Annotated in this window: 19 protein-coding genes; all 19 read right to left on the reverse strand. The window is 45.5% G+C overall.

Translation table 11 applies throughout. The features are described 5' to 3' along the window. Window positions 1-21: 21 nt before the first annotated feature. The 19 genes from EMP01_RS00205 to EMP01_RS00290 all read right to left on the reverse strand — a co-directional run bounded on the left by EMP01_RS00205 (window position 22) and on the right by EMP01_RS00290 (window position 20,849). Window positions 22-1,140 (reverse strand): sensor protein KdpD, encoded by a 1,119-nt coding sequence (locus EMP01_RS00205; protein ID WP_129019483.1) that lies wholly within the window; start codon window positions 1,138-1,140, stop codon window positions 22-24. Window positions 1,141-1,150: 10 nt separating this feature from the next. Next, window positions 1,151-2,512: an outer membrane beta-barrel protein gene (locus EMP01_RS00210; protein ID WP_129019484.1), complete on the reverse strand. Its 1,362-nt coding sequence runs from the start codon at window positions 2,510-2,512 to the stop codon at window positions 1,151-1,153. 40 nt (window positions 2,513-2,552) lie between these two features. After that, on the reverse strand, window positions 2,553-3,119 hold the full coding sequence (locus tag EMP01_RS00215; protein WP_129019485.1) for a K(+)-transporting ATPase subunit C: 567 nt from the start codon (window positions 3,117-3,119) through the stop codon (window positions 2,553-2,555). Between the two features lie 19 nt (window positions 3,120-3,138). After that, complete coding sequence (kdpB, locus tag EMP01_RS00220; protein WP_129019486.1) at window positions 3,139-5,181, reverse strand: potassium-transporting ATPase subunit KdpB; 2,043 nt, start codon at window positions 5,179-5,181, stop codon at window positions 3,139-3,141. A 41-nt stretch (window positions 5,182-5,222) separates the two neighbouring features. Further along, window positions 5,223-6,911 (reverse strand): potassium-transporting ATPase subunit KdpA, encoded by a 1,689-nt coding sequence (gene kdpA / locus EMP01_RS00225; RefSeq protein ID WP_129019487.1) that lies wholly within the window; start codon window positions 6,909-6,911, stop codon window positions 5,223-5,225. A gap of 42 nt (window positions 6,912-6,953) precedes the next feature. Next, a complete protein-coding gene (locus EMP01_RS00230) occupies window positions 6,954-7,052 on the reverse strand; it encodes a potassium-transporting ATPase subunit F (RefSeq protein WP_202615963.1) in 99 nt (32 codons plus the stop codon). 80 nt (window positions 7,053-7,132) lie between these two features. Further along, the gene (locus EMP01_RS15470; protein ID WP_161971175.1) at window positions 7,133-7,279 is read right to left on the reverse strand and encodes a hypothetical protein; all 147 of its coding nucleotides are present in this window, start codon (window positions 7,277-7,279) and stop codon (window positions 7,133-7,135) included. 179 nt (window positions 7,280-7,458) lie between these two features. Next, on the reverse strand, window positions 7,459-8,799 hold the full coding sequence (locus EMP01_RS00235; RefSeq protein WP_129019488.1) for a sigma-54-dependent transcriptional regulator: 1,341 nt from the start codon (window positions 8,797-8,799) through the stop codon (window positions 7,459-7,461). A gap of 222 nt (window positions 8,800-9,021) precedes the next feature. Further along, a complete protein-coding gene (locus EMP01_RS00240) occupies window positions 9,022-9,588 on the reverse strand; it encodes a pentapeptide repeat-containing protein (RefSeq protein WP_129019489.1) in 567 nt (188 codons plus the stop codon). A gap of 3 nt (window positions 9,589-9,591) precedes the next feature. Next, the gene (mutS, locus tag EMP01_RS00245; protein WP_129019490.1) at window positions 9,592-12,204 is read right to left on the reverse strand and encodes a DNA mismatch repair protein MutS; all 2,613 of its coding nucleotides are present in this window, start codon (window positions 12,202-12,204) and stop codon (window positions 9,592-9,594) included. Window positions 12,205-12,414: 210 nt separating this feature from the next. Then, complete coding sequence (locus EMP01_RS00250) at window positions 12,415-13,170, reverse strand: PPK2 family polyphosphate kinase (RefSeq protein ID WP_129019491.1); 756 nt, start codon at window positions 13,168-13,170, stop codon at window positions 12,415-12,417. An 82-nt stretch (window positions 13,171-13,252) separates the two neighbouring features. Then, complete coding sequence (locus tag EMP01_RS00255; RefSeq protein WP_129019492.1) at window positions 13,253-15,478, reverse strand: hypothetical protein; 2,226 nt, start codon at window positions 15,476-15,478, stop codon at window positions 13,253-13,255. A 344-nt stretch (window positions 15,479-15,822) separates the two neighbouring features. Then, window positions 15,823-16,539, reverse strand: coding sequence for a peptidase associated/transthyretin-like domain-containing protein (locus EMP01_RS00260; protein WP_129019493.1), 717 nt, complete (start codon window positions 16,537-16,539; stop codon window positions 15,823-15,825). Next, window positions 16,532-17,275 (reverse strand): peptidase associated/transthyretin-like domain-containing protein, encoded by a 744-nt coding sequence (locus EMP01_RS00265; RefSeq protein WP_161971176.1) that lies wholly within the window; start codon window positions 17,273-17,275, stop codon window positions 16,532-16,534. Before EMP01_RS00265 ends, EMP01_RS00260 begins: the two co-directional genes overlap by 8 nt. An 80-nt stretch (window positions 17,276-17,355) precedes the next feature. Continuing rightward, window positions 17,356-17,799, reverse strand: a complete 444-nt coding sequence (locus tag EMP01_RS00270; protein WP_129019495.1) for a histone — start codon at window positions 17,797-17,799, stop codon at window positions 17,356-17,358. A gap of 95 nt (window positions 17,800-17,894) precedes the next feature. Next, window positions 17,895-18,158 (reverse strand): 50S ribosomal protein L27, encoded by a 264-nt coding sequence (gene rpmA, locus EMP01_RS00275; protein ID WP_129019496.1) that lies wholly within the window; start codon window positions 18,156-18,158, stop codon window positions 17,895-17,897. Between the two features lie 50 nt (window positions 18,159-18,208). Continuing rightward, window positions 18,209-18,550, reverse strand: coding sequence for a 50S ribosomal protein L21 (gene rplU / locus EMP01_RS00280; protein WP_237559432.1), 342 nt, complete (start codon window positions 18,548-18,550; stop codon window positions 18,209-18,211). 33 nt (window positions 18,551-18,583) lie between these two features. Continuing rightward, window positions 18,584-19,621 carry a glycosyltransferase family 9 protein gene (locus EMP01_RS00285; protein ID WP_129019497.1) on the reverse strand — a complete coding sequence of 346 codons (1,038 nt, stop codon included), beginning with the start codon at window positions 19,619-19,621 and terminating at the stop codon, window positions 18,584-18,586. 82 nt (window positions 19,622-19,703) lie between these two features. Beyond that, window positions 19,704-20,849, reverse strand: coding sequence for a PepSY-associated TM helix domain-containing protein (locus EMP01_RS00290; protein ID WP_129019498.1), 1,146 nt, complete (start codon window positions 20,847-20,849; stop codon window positions 19,704-19,706). Between the last annotated feature and the right edge of the window lie 2 nt (window positions 20,850-20,851).

The following is a 20,851-nucleotide window of genomic DNA, read 5'->3' on the forward strand; positions in this document are numbered from 1 at the left end:
AATTAGGTACAAAGTTCTTCATTAACTCAATATAATGATGTCAATATCTTCTGCAGCCATTTTTTTCAGCAGGCGGTTAAAGATATTGGTAGACAGGATAATGCGCCAGAGGCTTATATGTGGTTTGCCCAGGCATACCGTGGTGATGCGATGTTCCGAAGCCTGCTCTGCAATAGCTGTCGCAATATTATCGGCAGAGATTTTAATGATCTCCGCACCCATCTCTGTTGCCAGTTTAAAATTATGAATTAAATGCCTTTGTTTATCCAGGGGTATTTTATCGGCCTGTTCTCTCGGGGTCTGCACATAGATTACAAACCATTTACTGTTGTAATAATTGGCCAGCCGTGCCGTTTTACGAATCACGTTACGGGCAATCTTTTCATTGCTGCTGATGCAGGCCATAAAACGCTCATGCCGCATGACCGCACTCTGCGGTACCTCCGCTGCCACCTTACGTTCTACAGCAGAAGCTACCTCTTTCAGGGCCAGCTCCCGCAATTGCAGAATATGCTCCTGTTTGAAGAAATTAGTCAGTGCCCGTGCTACTTTAGAGGCTTCATAGATCTTTCCGTCTTTTAGTCTGGCGATCAATTCATCTGCCGTCAGGTCTATATTTACAACTTCATCGGCCCGGGCTATAATGCTGTCGGGTATACGCTCCGACACTTCTATGCCTGTTATGGTTCTGATCTCTTCATGCAGGCTTTCTATATGCTGGATATTTACGGCACTGATCACATGTATGCCTGCATCCAGCAGGTCCAGTACATCCTGCCAGCGTTTCTGGTTTTTACTGCCTTCAATATTGCTGTGCGCCAGTTCATCTACAATAACGATCTCCGGTTGCAGGTTAATGACGGTCTGCACATCCATCTCTTCCAGCTCTTTGCCTTTGTAAAACAATTTGCGCCGCGGAATGATGGGCAATCCTTCCAGCAGTGCATGGGTCTCTTTACGGCCATGTGTCTCTACATAAGCAATGCGCACATCCACCCCACTCTGCTTTAAAGCATGCGCTTCCTGTAGCATACGAAAAGTTTTGCCTACACCGGCTATCATGCCGATGTAGACTTTAAACTTACCTCTTTTCTGCATCCGTATCAGGTCGAGGAATTCTGACGGGCTTGCTGCATCCATTATGTGTATATTATAATCTGAACAATAATGCCAGGATGAAACGGTTTTCTGATTTTACCAGGTCTGGTCTCCAGCTCGGGTCCAGTGGCGTTGTACTGTAACCGGTTTGTGAGGTTACCCCACCCGGACCAGCAAAATAAGGTACGTTAGAAGCACGGTGTACAAATTCTACACGGAAGGTTAGGCTCTGATTAGGCATAAAATCGAGATTGGTAGAGGCATCCCATCCGCTGAACGCATCGCCGGGATTGGCGGAGAAAGGATAAGCACCTTCTGTTTTAGTAGGATCAGTAGCGCTAGGCAATGGGCTGGCCTGACCGGTAGGATACAATACCAGGTAGCGTCCCGGATTGGTCATCAGACCGCCGCCTACTGTCCATGCCAGTTTATTGTTCATAAACCATATACGGTTATAGAACATAGCACTGGCAAAGTATTGTGCCGGTTTAGTGGGATCGCTGTTGTTAAAGCCATTTACACCACCGCCTTTTTCAAACCCGATATCGCCCGTCAGAGAGAAGGCCATGCGGCTTATGCCTTTTGAGCCTGGTCTGTTGTAATAGCGATGCAGCACACTGTTGTCGGAGTGGAAGCGCTTACGATCTTTGATGCCCGCAGCATCTGTTCCGAAATAGTTATTACTGATCACCTTCAGGTTGCTGCTTTTAGACATATAGCAGAAACTACCTCCAACACCCGGCATACTGTTAAAGCGGCCATAACTCTGCCAGCCGTTGATCAGCCAGGCTTCTACCTTAATCGTTTTTGAAGGATACACTTGTAAGCGTACCCCGTTAAAGAACCAGGGTGTATTGTCAGAGGTAAAGGAGGCCTGGTATTCCCAGTTTTCTGTTTGATAATAAGAGTTCAGTCCTACATAGGACATAAACAAACCGGCATCGACATTAATGCCGTACCATTTGTTGAAATGGTAGCCCACAGAGGCTTCGCTCAGGTAGCGGTATGCATCTGCCAGTTTATACTGTCCCCTGTATGGGCTATAGTCATTACGCGGCACGACCATAGACCGGGTACCGAACTGTGTCATAACGCGGGCACGGGCATTTTTATAATTGAAGTCTCCCCCGAAATGCAGGGCATTTAACTGCACTTCGTTATTGCGCGACAAAGTGGTAGAACCCACGACGGTATTATCATTCGGCCGGTTGAAGGAATGGGTGTAATTGACATCCACCATAAGACTGGGGGTAAAGTATGGTATGTGAAATACCGATGAATCCCTGCGGTCATTACCATTCTGCCAGCTCTGGTCTATGCCTTCAAAAGGTTCTCCTTTTTGTTGTGCGGTAAGGGTGAACGGGAACATGCCTAATAGGGCGGCTACGCTTAATTGTTTAATAGAAGTACTCATGTTAATGGTCTGTATGATATATTAAAGATGGTTATTTTTTTTATGATTTTGAAAGTTTGTCCAGGGCAATGTTCAGTTCCAGTACATTGATGCGTTCTGGTCCGAACAGGCCCCAAAGCGGCTTTTGCGTGTGTTGCTGTATTAATTGCTTCAATTCGCTTTCGGGCATATTTCGTTTTGCTGCGATTCGGGGTACCTGTATCATAGCCGATAGTACCGAAATATCGGGATCTAAGCCACTGCCACTGGAGGTAACCAGGTCTGCCGGAATATCATTTTTGTGTACACCAGGGTTATACTTCAGGAAGGTATCTATTCTGCCCTGCACGATGTCCAGGTATTCAGGATTGGAAGGCCCTTTGTTACTGCCACCCGAGCCTGCGGCATTATAGTTCACCGCAGATGGACGGCCCTGGAAATATTGTACTTCTGTAAAGGACTGACCTATGTTTCGATAATAGTTACGGCCCTGTGCGGTTACCTGTACTCCTTTGCCCTGACCGGGAGCCATTTTACCGAGGAGCCAGATACTTAAAGGATATAATACGGCACATACGATCAGCAGTACAATCGTGAGTCTTAAGGCCGGAAAAAAATATGTTTTCATGATATTAATAATAAAAAAATTACAGGAATAGGGATACGATCATGTCGATCAGTTTGATACCGATAAAGGGAACAATAATCCCGCCCAGTCCGTAGATAAAAAGGTTTCTGCGCAATAAGGCAGATGCCCCGATCGGCTTATAGGCCACGCCTTTCAGCGCCAACGGAATGAGCATAGGTATGATTATAGCATTGAATATTACAGCGGAGAGTATGGCACTCTGCGGACTATGCAGCTGCATAATATTCAGGTGCTGCAATGCAGGAATGGCTGTAATAAACAGTGCCGGGATGATGGCAAAATACTTGGCTACATCATTGGCAATGCTAAATGTGGTTAAGGTACCGCGGGTCATGAGTAATTGCTTACCGATCTCTACCACCTCGATCAGTTTGGTAGGATCATTATCCAGATCTACCATATTACCGGCTTCTTTCGCCGCCTGTGTACCACTGTTCATGGCTACACCTACATCGGCCTGGGCCAGTGCAGGCGCATCATTGGTACCATCGCCCATCATCGCTACCAGTCGGCCAGCAGACTGCTCTTTCTTAATGTAGTTCATCTTATCTTCCGGCTTGGCTTCCGCGATAAAGTCATCTACTCCGGCTTTTTCGGCAATAAATTTTGCCGTCAGCGGATTATCACCCGTAACCATTACAGTCTTAATGCCCATTTTACGCAGGCGCTCAAAACGCTCTTGTATACCGGGTTTGATGATATCCTGCAATTCGATTACACCCATTACCACATTGTTCTCGGCTACGACCAATGGCGTACCGCCATTAGCAGCAATATGATTTACCCGTTCCTGGATCTCAACCGGGAACAGGTTGCCGGCTTGCATACAGATATTGCGAATGGCATCGGTAGCCCCTTTTCTGATCCTGTTGGTACCGAAATTAATTCCGGAGCTGCGGGTCTCTGCCGTGAAGCCGACAAATTCAGGATGCTCAATTCCATATTGCAGAGGATCTTTTCCGGCCAGCTCCAGTATGGATTTCCCTTCTGGTGTTTCATCGGCCATCGAACTCAATACAGCAGCGCGGATCAGGGCTTCTTCCCCAATGCCCGGAGCAGTGTAAAAGTGTGTAGCCTTGCGGTTACCGATGGTAATAGTTCCCGTTTTATCCAGCAGCAGTACATCCACATCTCCGGCTGTTTCTACCGCACGGCCGCTTTTGGTAATCACATTGGCCCGCAAAGCACGGTCCATACCTGCTATACCTATGGCGGAGAGCAAACCGCCGATCGTAGTCGGTATGAGGCAGACAAATAATGCGATAAAAGAGGCAATAGTGATTGGTGCCTGTGCATAGTCCGCAAAGGGTTTCAGGGTTACGGTTACGATGATAAATACCAGAGTAAAACCTGCCAGTAAAATGGTTAACGCAATTTCGTTAGGTGTTTTCTGACGGGATGCCCCTTCTACTAGGGCTATCATTTTATCCAGAAAGCTCTCTCCGGGTGCTGCGGTCACTTTCACCATGATCTTATCTGAAAGTACTTTAGTACCACCGGTTACAGAGCTTTTATCGCCACCCGATTCACGGATCACGGGTGCAGACTCTCCGGTTATGGCACTTTCGTCAATGGTGGCCAGACCTTTAATGATCTCTCCGTCTGCAGGAATAATATCTCCGGCTTCGCAGAGAAATACATCACCTTTTTTGAGTTGAGAAGAGGGAATGATTTTCACCTCGTTGACAAAGATCTCGCCTACGGGCTGCACCCATTTAGCAGGTGTTTCTTCCCTGGTTTTTTTCAGGCTGTCGGCCTGTGCCTTGCCCCTGGCTTCTGCTATCGCTTCTGCAAAATTGGCAAACAGCAGGGTCAGGAATAAAACAAAGAATACAATGGCATTATAAGCCAGACTTCCCTGGGTATTATTGCCGGCAAGTATCCAGATGCAGACCAGCAGCATGACAGCTGTACCGATCTCTACGGTAAACATTACCGGGTTACGCAGGAGTGTTTTAGGATTCAGCTTACGGAAAGCCGCTTTGAAAGCGGGCCCCAGTAAGGCTGCCTGGAATAATCCTTTATGTTGCGCGGTGTTCATGACGCTTGATTTAAATAGTATAATGATGAATAAATACGGTGCTAAGGCATGGAGAAATGCTCTGCCAGCGGGCCTAAAGCCAGTGTAGGAAAGAAGGACAATGCAGTGATGATCACAATAACGGCGAAGACCATCATACCAAATGTGCCGGTATCGGTACGCAGGGTACCATTACCCTCCGGTATATATTTCTTCTCTGCTAGCATACCCGCAATCGCAACCGGGCCTATGATCGGCAGGAATCGACCCAGCAGCAACACCACACCGGTTGCGATATTCCACCAGGGTGTATTATCTCCCAGCCCTTCGAACCCGCTGCCGTTATTGGCGGCAGAGGAGGTAAATTCATACAGGATCTCACTGAATCCGTGGTAGCCGGGATTGGCCACTGTGGCGCGTCCCAGTGCAGGCATAGTAACTGTTAAGGCAGTACCGGCAAGAATCAGCAGCGGATGCAGTAAGGCAATGATCATCGCAATTTTCATTTCACGTGCTTCTATTTTCTTACCTAAAAACTCGGGTGTACGCCCTACCATCAGCCCACTGATAAATACGGCCAGTATGATAAAGATGAAAAAGTTGAGCAGGCCTACACCGCAGCCTCCGTAAAAGGCATTGATCATCATAGCCAGCATTTCATTCATGCCCGAAAGCGGCATGGTACTGTCGTGCATGGCATTGACCGAACCTGTGGAAATTACGGTTGTCACAATACTCCAGAAGCCACTGGCAGCGGCGCCGAAGCGGACTTCTTTGCCTTCCATAGCCCCCATCGTATTGTTTAGTCCTTTGGCCGTCAGAGCTGGATTACCATTCATTTCCTGCATTACATTGGGTATAGCCAGCATCAGGAAACCGATGGTCATCACACCAAAGATCATCCAGGAAAGGCGTCTGCGTTGTATAAAGTAACCAAATGCAAAGATCATCGCGAGTGGTATGATCAATTGTCCTACCATCTCTGCCATATTGGTCCCGTAATTAGGGTTCTCTAAGGGGTGTGCTGAGTTGGCTGCAAAGAAGCCTCCACCATTGGTTCCGACATGTTTAATGCCTACAAAAGCGGCAGCAGGACCGGTAGAAACCGCTACACTATCTCCCTGCAGACCGATCATTTCTTGTTTTCCATCAAAGGTCATGGGTGTACCGTTGAAGAGTACAATTATAGCCAGGATGGAAGATAAGGGTAATAATATGCGCGTACAGGAACGGACAAAATAGGTGTAGAAATTACCGAGCTGTGTGGTACTGCGGGCTTTAAAAGCTTTGAACAGTACTACTACTGCGGCCATGCCGGTAGCGGCACTGACAAACTGCAGGAACATCAGCCACATCTGGCTCAGGTAGCTCACCCCACTCTCTCCGGAGTAGTGTTGCAGGTTACAGTTGACCACAAAAGATATGCTGGTATTAAAGGCCAGATCGGCCGGCATATTGGGGTTATGATCCGGGTTGAGGGGCAGCCATTGCTGGCACATCAGGATAAGCATACTCATCAGTACCCAGATCAGGTTGATGGTGAGCATGACCATCATATGCTGCTTCCAGTTCATTTCCCGTTTGGCATCAATGCCGCTGATGCGGTACAGGAGCCGGTCCAGGGGATTAAAGAGAAAATCCATCTTTGTTTTTTCTCCGGCATATACCCTGGCTATGTATTTGCCCAGGGGCAGGGCGAGTAAGAGTGCGATCAGGAAGGTCGCGAGTATGCCCAGTATTTCAGTGTTCATAATTAAGGGGTTAAAGCAGCGAAGGCTTATATCGTAATAATGTTAGAATCGTTCGGGTTTCAGCAATACATAACAGATGTATGCGAAGACCAGCAGGGATAAGATGAATAATGCGATCATCATGGTATTATATTTTTTCAAAAAAGCTAATGGCCTTAAACAGTAAGGCGAAGCAGAGGAGCAGACTCAGGAATAAAACCGGGCTAAGCATATAATGAATTTCAGGTGGAGAAAATTTGTGTGATCAATCCCAGTACAAATACCAGGCACCAGGCCAGGGCTATAATCCCTGCAAATGCATCTGCTGCGGGACCGGGTTTTAAAGGCCTGCGTTTTACCGCAGGAATAGAGTGTTTGACATGAATCATGTATTGTATTGTGTTTAGTACACTACAGTACATGCCAATACAATGCCAATAGCATTAAATAAAACACAAATAACTGAAAATCAATTTATTATAATTTTTCAGTTGATACAAACAATAAAAGAGCCTATCAAAATGATAGGCTCTTTCTCAGAATGAGATTGTTATACGGTAAAAGAAATTCAGGAGATCTTGTATTCTTCTATTTTACGGTAAAGGGTTGCAATACCGATGCCGAGCAGTCGGGCTGCTTCGGCCTTATTACCTTTGGTATGCTGCAATACTTTACGGATGTGCATTTCTTCTACATGGCACAACGCAAAACCGGATACTGATTTTGTTGCTGCTGTAGTGCTGTGTACAATTTCGTAAGGTAAGGTTGCGGCATCTAATACATCACTATCAGCAAGGATCACACTGCGCTCGATTACATTTTTCAGTTCGCGGATATTTCCTTTCCATTGATGTTGTTCCAGGGCTTGTATATATGCTTCAGACAAACGGATGGTCCGTTTATTGATCTTGGCGGCAAAGGTTTCGGCATAATGCGTTGCGATCTGTCCTATATCCTTCTTGCGTTCCTGTAGTGAGGGTAATGGAATGGCAAATACCGACAGGCGGTAATACAGGTCGGAGCGGAAAGTGCCTTCCTCAGCTGCCTGTTCCAGGTTACGGTTGGTTGCGGCAATAATGCGCACCGATACTTTAGTTGGATTGGTATCTCCGACTTTAATAAAAGTACCAGTCTCCAGTACGCGTAATAGTTTGGCTTGCAGGCCGAGTTCCATTTCTCCTATTTCATCCAGGAAGAGCGTGCCCTGGTCAGCTGCTTCGAATAAGCCTTTCTTGTCTTTGAGTGCGCCGGTAAAGGCTCCGGCTTTATATCCGAACAATTCGCTTTCCAGCAATTCTTTTCCGAATGCGGCACAGTTGATGGCTACAAATGGCTTATCGCGGCGATCACTGTTGTAATGAATGGCCTGTGCAAAGACTTCTTTACCAGTGCCGGTTTCTCCGAGCAGTAAAACGGTAGTATCGGTCTGGGACACTTTTCTGGCCAGGGATATGGCATCGGCAATCTGTTTTGAGGTACCCAATATACTGTCAAAGGAATACTTCTTTCCTACCTGTGCCTCCAGCTGCTGCACACGTTTGGCGAGCGCTACTTTATCCAGGGCTTTATTGACCAATGGTATGATGCGATGCTGATCGTCCCCTTTGGTGATGTAATCGAATGCTCCGTTTTTGATTGCCTGCACCCCATCCGGTATATTGCCATAGGCTGTAAGCAGGATGACTTCAACCAGCGGGTATTGCTGCTTTATTTGTTCGCACAAAGCCACGCCACTGGCATCGGGCAGTTTTACATCGCACAGCACCACATCTATATCGGCATGGGACAGTTTATACAGACCACTCTTCGCATCGCCAGCCTGTAGTACATCCATACCTTCAAGACCCAGTATACGGGCCATTAATTGTCTTACTTTTTCTTCGTCGTCTATAATGAGGAGGCTTGCCATTGCGGGAGATTAACGGCACAAATGTAAGCGGAAATTATATTGCAACATACAAATGCAAAAAGTTAAAAGTCTGAAAAAGATGCTATGTGTTATTGATCTTTAGTGTTTCGAATGCCACTAAGGGAATGGCATACAATTGCCCGTGACAACCTCAGGTAGAATTGAAGAGGCGCGAGTGCTTCTTCGGAACACTAGCGCCTGAAAAATATGTAGACTTTATACTTAGCGGATCTTAATCTTGTATACTGCCAGTAATCCCGGTAGATTATGCATACTGAACACCGCATTTTTCAGCTGGTTCTTATTCGGATCCATGGCTATATTCATAGAGCTGCTCAGGTCTGCTTTCTCCAGGTTGGTCTGTTCAAAATGGGCCATGCGCAGGTCGCAATCCCGGAATACAGAGCCTTTGAAATCGGCCCCGGTAAAGTCTGCCTCTGCCAGTGAGCAGGAGATAAAATTGGTTTGCGGCAATTTCGTTTTGTAGAAGGATGTATGGTCCATAATACATTGCTCAAAAGCGAGTGTCATCCCTATCGGGCTGCAGGATTCGAAATGCAGACCCAGCAATTTACAGGACTCGAACTTTACTTTATGCAATACGGTTTGTACCAGTGTAGCCATGCTCAGGTTGCAGGAGATAAACGTGCAATCGATAAACTTATAACCATTCAGTACCGCATTGCTGAACTCGCAGGAGCGGAAAGTACAACCCTCATACTCGCCCTGCGGCATAACGCGCTGGTCAAATGTTTCCTGCTCGTAAATCTTATTACTGAAATAATCCATTGCTTAATCCTGGTATACTTTTATGACGTTCTTCAATTCGTTCAGTTTCATCAAGGCCTCTACCGGCGTGAGGGTATTGATATCGGTTTCAAACAAGAGCTCTTTGATCCTGTTGAGATCGGTAGACAGGCCATCAAATATATTCAGCTGGAAGGTATCTGTATGAATCTGCTTCATCTTTTTACCCATTCCATTATCTTTATTCTTCTCTTCCAGGATAGCCAGTATTTCATCGGCACGCTTGGTCAGGCCATTAGGCATGCCGGCCATTTTAGCCACCTGTATACCAAAGCTATGACGGCTGCCGCCCGGCGCCAGCTTGCGCAGGAAGATAACCTTATTGCCCGTTTCTTTATGGGTGATGTGGTAGTTCTTTACGCCCTCCAGCTTATGTTCCAGTTCGTTCAGCTCATGATAGTGGGTTGCGAAGATCGTCTTTGCTTTGTTCGGATGCTGCTGTATAAATTCTACAATAGACCAGGCAATGGAAATACCATCGTAGGTGCTGGTACCCCGGCCAATCTCGTCTAAGAGCACCAGGCTGCGGGTGCTGAGGTTGTTGATAATACTGGCGGTCTCATTCATCTCCACCATAAAGGTAGACTCTCCCCCACTCAGGTTATCGGAGGCGCCTACACGGGTAAAGATTTTATCGGTCAGGCCGATAACGGCTTTACCTGCAGGTACAAAACTACCCATATGCGCCATAAGCGTAATCAGGGCGGTCTGGCGCAGTAAGGCCGATTTACCACTCATATTGGGACCGGTAAGGATAATGATTTGTTGTGTCTCTTTATCGAGCAATACATCATTGTGTACATACTCTTCGCCCGGCGGCAAATGCTGCTCTATCACAGGATGACGACCGGCTTTGATGTCCAGTACGGCACTGTCTTCCATTTCGGGACGCACATAATTATGGCGTTTGGCAATAGTAGCCAGTGATTGCAGACAATCAATCTGTGCAATGATTTGCGCATTATGCTGCATGGTCTTTAAAGACAACTGTAATTTATCCAGCAGGAATTCATACAGCTGTGATTCCAGTGCCAGTATTTTCTCTTCGGCACCTAATATCTTTTCTTCGTAAGCTTTCAGTTCGGGTGTAATGTACCGCTCGGCATTGGCCAGCGTTTGCTTACGGATCCATTCTGCAGGCACTTTGTCTTTATGCGTATTGGTCACTTCGAGGTAATACCCGAATACGTTATTGAAGGCAATTTTAAGGGAAGGGATACCGGTTTTTGCGCTTTCTGTTTCCTGTATCTGTGCCAGGTATTCCTTGCCATGAAAGGCAATCTGGCGCAGGTTATCCAGCTCTTCATGCAGGCCATCGCAGATCACATTTCCTTTCTGTATCGATACTGCAGGATCTTCTTTGATATACTCCTTGATGATGTCCTGTACGGATTGTGTTTCCTGTACAGACGACAGCAACTGCTGCACCGCAATGCTCTGCTCTTGCTCTGCCAGTGCTTTAATGGCATCGGTATGATGCAGGCTGCGGGCGAGTTGCACGACTTCGCGCGGATTGATTTTTTTCAGGGGCACTTTGGCTACCAGACGCTCAATATCTCCTATAGATTTGAGGTGCTGGCGAATCTCGTTATTCAGGTCTGTGGCAGTAAATAATGCTTCGACCATATTATGGCGCTGACGAATCTGCTGCAGGTCTACCAAAGGGAATATCAGCCAGCGTTTGAGCATACGTGCACCCATTGGGGTGATGGTCTCATCTATACTACCCAGGAGTGTATACCCGTTCTCAGACGGACTTTGTAATAATTCGAGATTACGTATGGTAAAGCGGTCCATCCATAAAAAGGCAGCAGCATTGATCTGCTGCAGCGTAGTAAGGTGCTGCAGGTGCGGATGTTCCGTATCTTTAAAATAGTGGAATGCGGCTCCGGCGGCAATGATTGCCGGTTGCCAGTCTTCTACTCCAAATCCTTTCAGGGACTGTGTTTCAAAATGTTTGGTCAGCAATTCGTAGGCATAATGGTGCTGAAATATCCAGTCTTCCAGTGCATAGGAATAGTACTTCTGATCCAGTTCTTCTCTGTATATTTTCTGCTTACCTTTCGCGATCAGTACTTCTGAGGGCTGGAAGCTTTGCAGGAGTTTATCCATATACTCCAGGTTGCCCTGGGCTACGAAACACTCACCTGTAGAGATATCTATAAAGGCAATGCCGGACTCTTTATCATCGATATGTACGGCAGCAAGAAAATTATTGGTCTTATTATCCAGCAGGCGGTCATTGGTGGCAACACCCGGTGTAACCAGTTCTGTTACCCCACGTTTTACAATACCCTTTACCGTTTTAGGATCTTCCAGCTGATCGCAGATGGCTACGCGATAACCGGCCTTTACCAATTTATGCAGGTAAGTATCCAGCGCATGATGGGGAAAGCCTGCTAACTCTATAAAAGTTGCAGAACCATTAGCTCTTTTAGTAAGGGTTATACCTAATACTTTTGCAGCCACTACTGCATCGGAACCAAAAGTCTCATAAAAGTCTCCTACACGGAACAATAAAATAGCATCGGGATACCGGCTTTTAATCTCTCCGTGCTGCTTCATCAGCGGGGTTTCGCTTGCTGTTTTCTTTGCCATAATACGGTAACAAAAATACTATTTTGCTTACGGAATACGGGCTTAATTATACACATTTGTGCATATTCCTTTTTGTTTATTAAGGTCTTTTCCAGTGGTAGAAAATCCCTGCCCATCTTGCAATCAGCGATTAGTCACATCAGGACACGATTGCCCTTTGCCACAACATCCTCAGAGGCCTTACAGCGCCGATTATATATAATCGCATTCCTATTTTTTCAATCCCGGATATTGCATTTTCAGGTCCTTCAGGGTCTTATGAATGATGCTGGCTACCGTATGGCTCTTGTACCAGTTCTGATCGGAAGGGATGATATGCCAGGGCACATCATTGCAATGCGCAAATACGTCTTCATAATAATTCATATAGCGCTTCCAGCTTTGCGACTCTACAATATCATTGGCATTGTACTTCCACATCTTGCTGGGTGCACTCATTCTTTCTTTGAGGCGGATCAATTGTTCCTCCGGAGATATATGCAGGTAAAACTTCAGGATTACGGTGTTGTTATGTTCCTGCAACAGGGATTCAAAATGATTGATGGCTTTCATGCGTTTTGTGGCCAGCTCATCATCGCACCAGCCATGTACCCTGGTTACCAGCACATCTTCGTAATGAGAGCGGTTGAATACATGTATCATGCCCCTGCCCGGTACTTTATTATGGATGCGCCAGAGGAAATCGTGCGATAACTCTTCTTCTGTAGGCACTTTAAACGAATGCACTACTACACCACTTGGATTGACATAGTTAAACACATCACGTACCAGACCATCTTTGCCGCTGGCATCCATACCCTGGATAATGATGAGCAGGCTGTGCTGATGCTCGGCATAGAGCAGGTTCTGCAATTCTTCTATCTCTTCCAGTATCTTAAACAGTTCCTTCTTGGTCTGATCTTTACTGAGCCCTTCCGGAGCACGTGTACTGATTTTGGAGAGCCTGATTTTATTGCTTTTAGCCATGGTATATTTTTCTCAGAAAGGTACAAAAAAAGGTTCTGAATGCGAGACTCAGAACCTTTTTGTTTTGTTATTTTAAATGAGATTAACCTTCCTGGCTCAACTCCATCTTGCGGTATGCTTTAATGAAGATTGCACCCAGGTTGCGGTTTGGTGGAATGTAATCACTGAACAGGTCTTTATCGCCTACAGATTTGGCAGAAAATTCAGTACCCAGGTTCTTCCACATCGCCAGCCAGTCTACATTCTCCCCTTTCAGTATGGGCGCATTCAGTTCTCTGATGATCGGCTCATTGATACGATAAGAGCCTACCTGTTTGGTAGAAATAATATTGGCATCCGGTGCCTTATCGAGTACATTGGCCAGGTTATGGAAACCGCCACAGGAGCCCAGCATCACGATTTTCACTTTTGGTGTCAGGTTCTTCAGAGAACCATCCAGGTGATAGCTGTGGCCGCGGTGAATGACAATGGTCGGATAGATCTCGTTGGCATCCAGGTAAGCGTATAATTTGTTTTGTGCTTCTTCATCCTTAGGCTCTTCCAGGGGGCGATTGGCATAGATCACTGTTGGTTTACCCACAAGCGATGTTATTGTAATCCAATCCGGATTAGACTCATCTATTTTCCAGTTTTTATTACGGAAATTGGTCAGGAAGCTGCCGTATGAAATCTTACCGTCTTCATCTCCGTAGAAGAATACCTGCTGTATTACTTTACCGTCTTTATCAACCAGGGAATTATAATCTACAAAATTGATCGGCGGAATCTCGCTTACACTTTCCTGCAGCTGCCCTGCATCGGAAGCATTATTAAAAATTGTACCCAGCAGGCCGTATACAATTACCCCTTTTTCGCGATTATCTGCAGGGATAGATTTGTCTTTGTATACGCGCTCGTAGTTGGACTTTACTTCATCTTTCAGGAAAGTAATCAACTCCGGGTTATTCAGGCTACCGAAGGCATCGGCCACATCTACAGCATCTGCCAGTTCTTTACGGCCACCATTCTCCAGGTTAGCTACGAAAGAGCGCATCAGCGTTGTTTTCTGATCCTCTGTCATGCTGGTCAGGAAGGTAGATAATGTATTATACCCCGCTGCCATACGGATGAAGGTACGGAAGTGAGACATGCGCACTTTCTCCAGCAGTTCATAACTTGAAGTTGTACCCATTTTAGCCATCATACGCTTGAAGATACCCAGGTAAGAGCTGGTATAAATTTCGTTGGTCTGGCCGCCCAGGAGCATAAAGTAGTACTCAGAAGGGTTAAAACCTTCTACAGACTTGAATCGCACTGCATCTGCCTTTTCATGCAATTCATTTACCGTACGCACATATTTAAGTGCGCGATAAGCAATCTCTTCATCTATTGCTACTTCAGACCAGGCTTTGCCCGATGTCTTCAGTTCTACCAGGCTTTTAAAATAAGCATCATCATTTTGCGCGATCTGATCGATCTGTGCAATGGTTTTGCTCCCGTCATTAATCTGGTTCAGGAAGGGCAATACTTTAAACGGCTTCTTGGACTGGTCTACAATCTTTACAATCGTTTGTACCAGTTGATCCTTATTACGGCGAATTACATTGGTATATTTTGAGGTAGGTGCTGCATAGCTCATAATGGTGCTTGGCGCCACTTTTGCTGCTGCTGCAATTACCGGATCGGCATACGATTCACGGGAGAACTCGCTCAGGCGTTTGATCATCATTTCCGGCTGCTCTACTCCTATTTTTTCATACAGGAATGCCTTAGCTTCTGTGCTGTTTTCCAGCAGATCCAGATTTTCCAGTGTGTATATATTCGGATTAGCTTTTACAAACTCCAGTGCCTTACCGCCTACTTCTGCGTTCATCAGCTCTTCGAAGTTTTTCATCAGGCGTTTATAATAGATCACATCCGGATCACCGCCGGTATAGGTACGGAAGCCGTTGAGCCTGTCGGCCAATGCTCTTTCGTAGCGGATTTTATTGGCATGACTTGCCGTAGAATTTTCTATTTTGATCAGCAGTAAAGGAGCATCTACCAGGAATGTCTGGGTCAGTACTTTAGACTTTACCGCGTCTTCCATAAATACAACTTTATCGGTAGCACCGTCTTTCGCATCAATACCTCTTATGGCCTGAGTTACCTTGCCGGCAAACATCTGGCGGTTCATTGGGATTGGTGCTATTAATGTATCAATAACTGCAGGTTCCTCTTTTTTCTTGTCTTTTTTCTTCTTGTCTTTGTCGGCAGCTACGGCAGGATGACTGGCTGCGGCAAACAGCAGGCAAAGGCCGATAGCTGATAAAGATTTTATATTAGGCATATATTCAGGAGTAATGTGAACTGTAAGTTGTAAAAATATCGTAATTCATACGTTTTACATCATAACAAGTTCATATTTTTCACTTTATTAACACCGGTGAGCCTTTCTGCTTCCAATCGGCATAACTGGTTTTGATCCATGAATTCAATTCAATTTTACTCGCAGTCCTTGCAAAAAGATACGGGATCGGATAGGCATTCATAAAAGCTGCAACTTGTTCTGTATCCTTAAGACCGGTCAGTTGCTACACAAGGGTTCTGTTATAAATAAATGTTTTAAACTGCTCTTGCTCCCAGGCATTAAACTGATCCTGGAATTTATATGCTTTAAAACCAGTAGCCTTCTCATTTCCTGCTGTTTTTATAGTCCAGGTAATTGGCTTTTATCCAGCTTTTCAGTTCTGTTTCTTTTGCTGTCCTGGCCATCTGGACAGGTATCGGATATGCATTCATGAAATAAGCACAGCTATCGCCCTTCAAGCCCGTAATACTTGATACCAGCTCAGGAGTGTAGACCGTCTCTACAAACTTCTGTTCTTCCCATTTTGCAAAATTCTTCTGGAATTTCCATTTCTGCCGGGTCTTCGGCACCAGGTATTGCACCCAGGATGAGAAGGGATTGGTAATGAGTATACCTACAGGTGTAATCACGACTTCAGCCTTATCTTTTTCACGGGCCAATGTAGGCCGGTACAGGCTATCGCGGTACAGGGAATCGCGCTGATAAGGGGTGAGTGCAGTTACATCTACCTCTGCCAGTGTACCAATGCTGTATTGCACGATAATTCTCTGGTAAGAACTGAACATCTCTTCAGTTACCGTAAATACAGTTGATTCTATACCCAGGCGATTAATTTTAATGCGGTCTCCGGCTTTGGCCTCCAGGCTGAAAGCACCTTTCGCACCGGCCTGCGTAGCTATGTCTGTACGCAGGTTGGTAAGGGTTACATAGGGTACCGGTTCGGATCTTTCCAGGTCCATTACTACCCCGCTCAGGGTTTTCTGTGCTTCTGACTGAAGGGCTAGAAACAATAGTATAATCAGGATAAACAATCTATTCATCTTTCAATGCAGGTTGTGGGGTTACAGCCGGTATATGAGGCTTTTTTTTCCATTCGAGATAGTTATACTTGATCCACATCTTCAGTTCCAGTTCTGTGGCTGCACGGGCAAAGTCCGCGGGTATCGGGTAGGCATTCATGAAGTAGGCCAGCGTATCGCCGGTAAGCGGAACCACTGTGGCTACAAACTCTTTACTGTATCGTATATCTATAAATTTCTGGTTTTCCCAACCGGCATAATTCAGCTGAAAGTTGCGGCGCTGTTTGGCTTTGCGCGATACCTTCTGTGCCAGAAAGCTCATCGGGTGAAAAACGGCTGCTCCTCCCGATACCCACTCCCTGGACAAGGCCTGTCCATACAGGTTTCTCCGGGCAATAGAATCTTTCTGGTATGGTGTCAGTCCGCTGACGACCACTTCGGAAAGCATGTTGCTAAAGGGTTCCAGGTATATATTGCGGAAGAAATCTCCTTTTTGTGTTGCAGGTATTTTCAGCCCAACATCCTGGTATCCCAACAGGCGTACGCTTACAGAGTCTCCGGGCCGGACAGAGAGCCGGTACATTCCTTTGGCATCACTGATGCTTACCGAACCGGAATTATTATTCGTGACTACTGCACCTTCAATACCCAGACCTTCGTCATATACAGTACCATACATATGTTGCGCAAACGCGCCGGTGCTGTTACAAATAGCCAGTAGCAACACAAGGGTGTAAATCAGGTATCGGAGGGTCATATAATACATATAACGTACAAAATGCAAAAAAAATGCTATCCTGTTGCAGGATAGCATTTAAAAAAATGTAAAATTTAAAATTATTTCTTTTTCGCTACAGCTTTTTTAGGAGCGACTGCTTTTTTAGGAGCTGCTGCTTTCTTTGCTACGGCTTTTTTGGGAGCTGCTGCCTTCTTAGGTGCTGCTGCTTTTTTTGGTGCTGCTGCTTTCTTAGGAGCGGCGGCTTTTTTAGCTACAGCCTTCTTAGGTGCTGCTGCTTTTTTTGGTGCTACGGCTTTCTTAGGAGCCGCTGCTTTTTTTGGCGCTGCTGCTTTCTTAGGAGCGGCAGCTTTTTTAGCTACAGCCTTCTTAGGTGCTGCTGCTTTTTTAGCTACGGCTTTCTTAGGAGCCGCTGCTTTTTTGGGAGCTGCTGCCTTCTTAGGCGCTGCCGCTTTCTTTGCTACAGCTTTTTTAGGAGCCGCTGCTTTTTTCGGCGCAGCCTTTTTAGGCGCTGCTGCACTTGCAGTTTTTTTAGTAGTTGCCATACTTACAATTTTTGTGGGTTAGAAATAAAAAAAGTTCGACTTTTATATATTAAGTTCAAATATATGGCAATTATATTATTTAAGCAAATTTATGCTTAAGCTTCTGCAACCACTTCGCTAACAGATACCAAAGTTTTAGTTCTGGTTTTTCTGAATTCAACGATACCATCAGTTAAAGCATAGATCGTGAAATCTTTACCCAGACCTACATTGTTACCAGGGTGGTATTGTGTACCACGTTGACGCAGAATGATGTTACCAGAGATGGCTGGTTGACCACCGAAAATTTTAACGCCTAAACGTTTGCTGCGAGAGTCGCGACCATTTTTTACGCTACCTTCACCTTTCTTATGTGCCATTGCTTAAGTTCTTTTAAATGTTAATACAAGTGTAGAAACCGGATCGCAAATTAAGCGATATCCAGGATCTTGATTTTAGTCAGCGATTGACGGTGACCGTTTAATTTTTGATACCCTTTACGACGTTTTTTCTTGAAAATCAAGACTTTATCGCCTTTCTCATGACTAACGATTTCTGCTTTAATTACAGATTTAACCGCGCTACCTACAGTAATATTACCTTCGGTTCCTGTCATTAAGACATCAGAAAATTCTACTTTATCGCCCTCGTTTCCGATAAGACGGTGTACATAAAGTTCATCGTTTTTAGCAACTCTGAACTGCTGTCCTGCTATTGTTACAACTGCAAACATGCTCCAAAAATTTTGCGCAAAATTAAACAAATATTTCATATCAACAAATTATTTTTGCATAAATCTGTTGATTTAATCTTTCCAGAACGACTGCACATCCGATATAAGTTGTGCCACATCTATCTGGTTCATACAATTAAAATGTTTTTTCGGACATTGATGAAATCCGATCTTACTGCAGGGACGGCAGGAAAGCCCGTTTACTTCCGATATGGTAAATAATGGACTTACCGTCGTCTGCAGGTTATTAGCCCCATAATAGGGAAACATTCCCAACCAGGGGGTGGTATTGCCCCACAAAGTTACCATTTTTTTCTGAAAGGCAGCTCCTATATGCATTAAACCTGTATCATTAGTCACGACTACCCTTGCCTTACGCACCAGATCGGCCGATTCTACAAGGTTGAATTTGCCGCAGGCATCATATACTTTTACAGGGTCTACGGTCTTAATCTCCGCAGCCAGCGCTGCATCATCAGGGCCACCCAGCAATATAACGGGGTACGGACAGGCTTCAACAAATGCCCTCCATTTATCTGCAGGAAATTGTTTGGTTTCGAAAGATCCTCCGATCACACAGGCAACATAGCCCATCCAGTGCCCCATAGGAATATCTTCTCTCTTAGTCTCCTGTTCCGGCGCTATAAAGAAATCCAGCCCCAGGCCATCATTCACTACATTGAGGGGCTTTACAGCCTCAAAATAGCGCTCTACAATACTATTCGGCGGCAAAGTATTCCATTTAAAATTGGTATACAGCCATTTCTGTACATTCAGTTTCGCGAAGGTATAGGTCCGGCGTACATTCAGGGCTTTCTTGACCCTAAGTGTGCGCAGGTTATGGTGCAGGTCGATCACCACATCAAAATCCAGGGCTTTCAGCTCCGCAATATTCTGCTGCAGATCCTCGGACAATACATGAATGTGGTCGATATACGGATTACCTGCCAGTACATTCTTAAATTGCTTCTTCACCAAATAATGCAGCTCAGCATCGGGATATTTACGCTTTACACTGCGTATAACCGGTGTGGTCAGCACTATATCTCCGATAGAAGAAAAGCGTATGATAAGTATTTTCTGAATGGGTCTGGACCGGGAAGCCTTCATAATCTGTTAAAAAAGAAGACAAAAGAAGCATAAAAAAACAGAATAGCCAAAAGACTATTCTGTTCCTGTTTTTGTTTGTTGTTTATTGACGAGCCTTTGCAGGCATGGTTTTCTTTTGTTTCTTTTTCCGGCCGATGTATATCATGACTCCGGAAACGGGCAATGTAGCGATCAACAGGCTCATAAAAAAGGCGAGCAACTTGCCGGGTACGCCCCAGATACCTCCGGTGTGGATATCATAGTTCATCCGCATTACTTTATCAGCCACCTTAGCATCTTTCTGACGGCCGTAAACATGACCTACAGATAGTTCTGCTCCGCTATACTGATCAAAGAAGCGGTAATCGGTCTTCCAGTAAGTACCCACCTCTGAATTGGTAGCAACTTCCATACTGGTACTGTCGCTGGCTGGCGGATGAAACTCTGCCGTGGCTATACCCGGCTGGTTTAGGAATATTTTTCCATACAACTGATCGATCATTGGTGCATCGCCCGATACCTCTCGGTTCTTTGCCGAAAGCGGCTCTTCATAAACCAGACTTTTCTCCCCTCCCATTAGGGTATAATAGCCATAGGCAAACCAGCGAAAACCCCATACCAGTCCGGTAATTACAAAAATAAGGGCTACAAAAGAGGCATAGAAGCCTACAATATTGTGCAGGTCATAATTCTTGCGGCGCCACTTAGTGCTTTCTTTCCAGCGAAACCATACTCTTTGCTTCCAGGCGGCCCTGTTTTTAGGAAACCATAGAATGATACCGGAAATGACCATCACGAAAAAAATGAGGGTAAATATGGCTACCACCGGCTGACCAATGGTTGGGGGCAACCAGAGATAAAAGTGTCCGTCCAGTATAAAGCGGAAAAAGCCTGCATTGCGATCTACTACCTTCAACACCTCACCGGAATAGGGATTCAGGTATACGGCATAGTAATAAGTAGGCTCGTAATGATAAAAGGTAGCCTCTACAGCACGGTCTTTAGCAAAATACTTCAGCGAGTGCAGGTCCTTGCCTGGCAATTGTGCCTGAGCAATGGGCAGGAGCTCTGTAGGTAATTTATACGCTTTATCTTCCTTCGCCACAAAGCGATATGGCTGCGTCGCATCCTGTATCTCTTCCTGGAAGGCATAAATGCACCCGGTAATGGCTATTATAAAAACTACAAGCCCGGATAATAATCCGAGCCATAAATGTAGTTTACGTATGAGTTTTTTGAATGGGCTCATTA

Source organism: Edaphocola flava (genome assembly GCF_004118155.1).
GTDB lineage: Bacteria > Bacteroidota > Bacteroidia > Chitinophagales > Chitinophagaceae > Edaphocola > Edaphocola flava.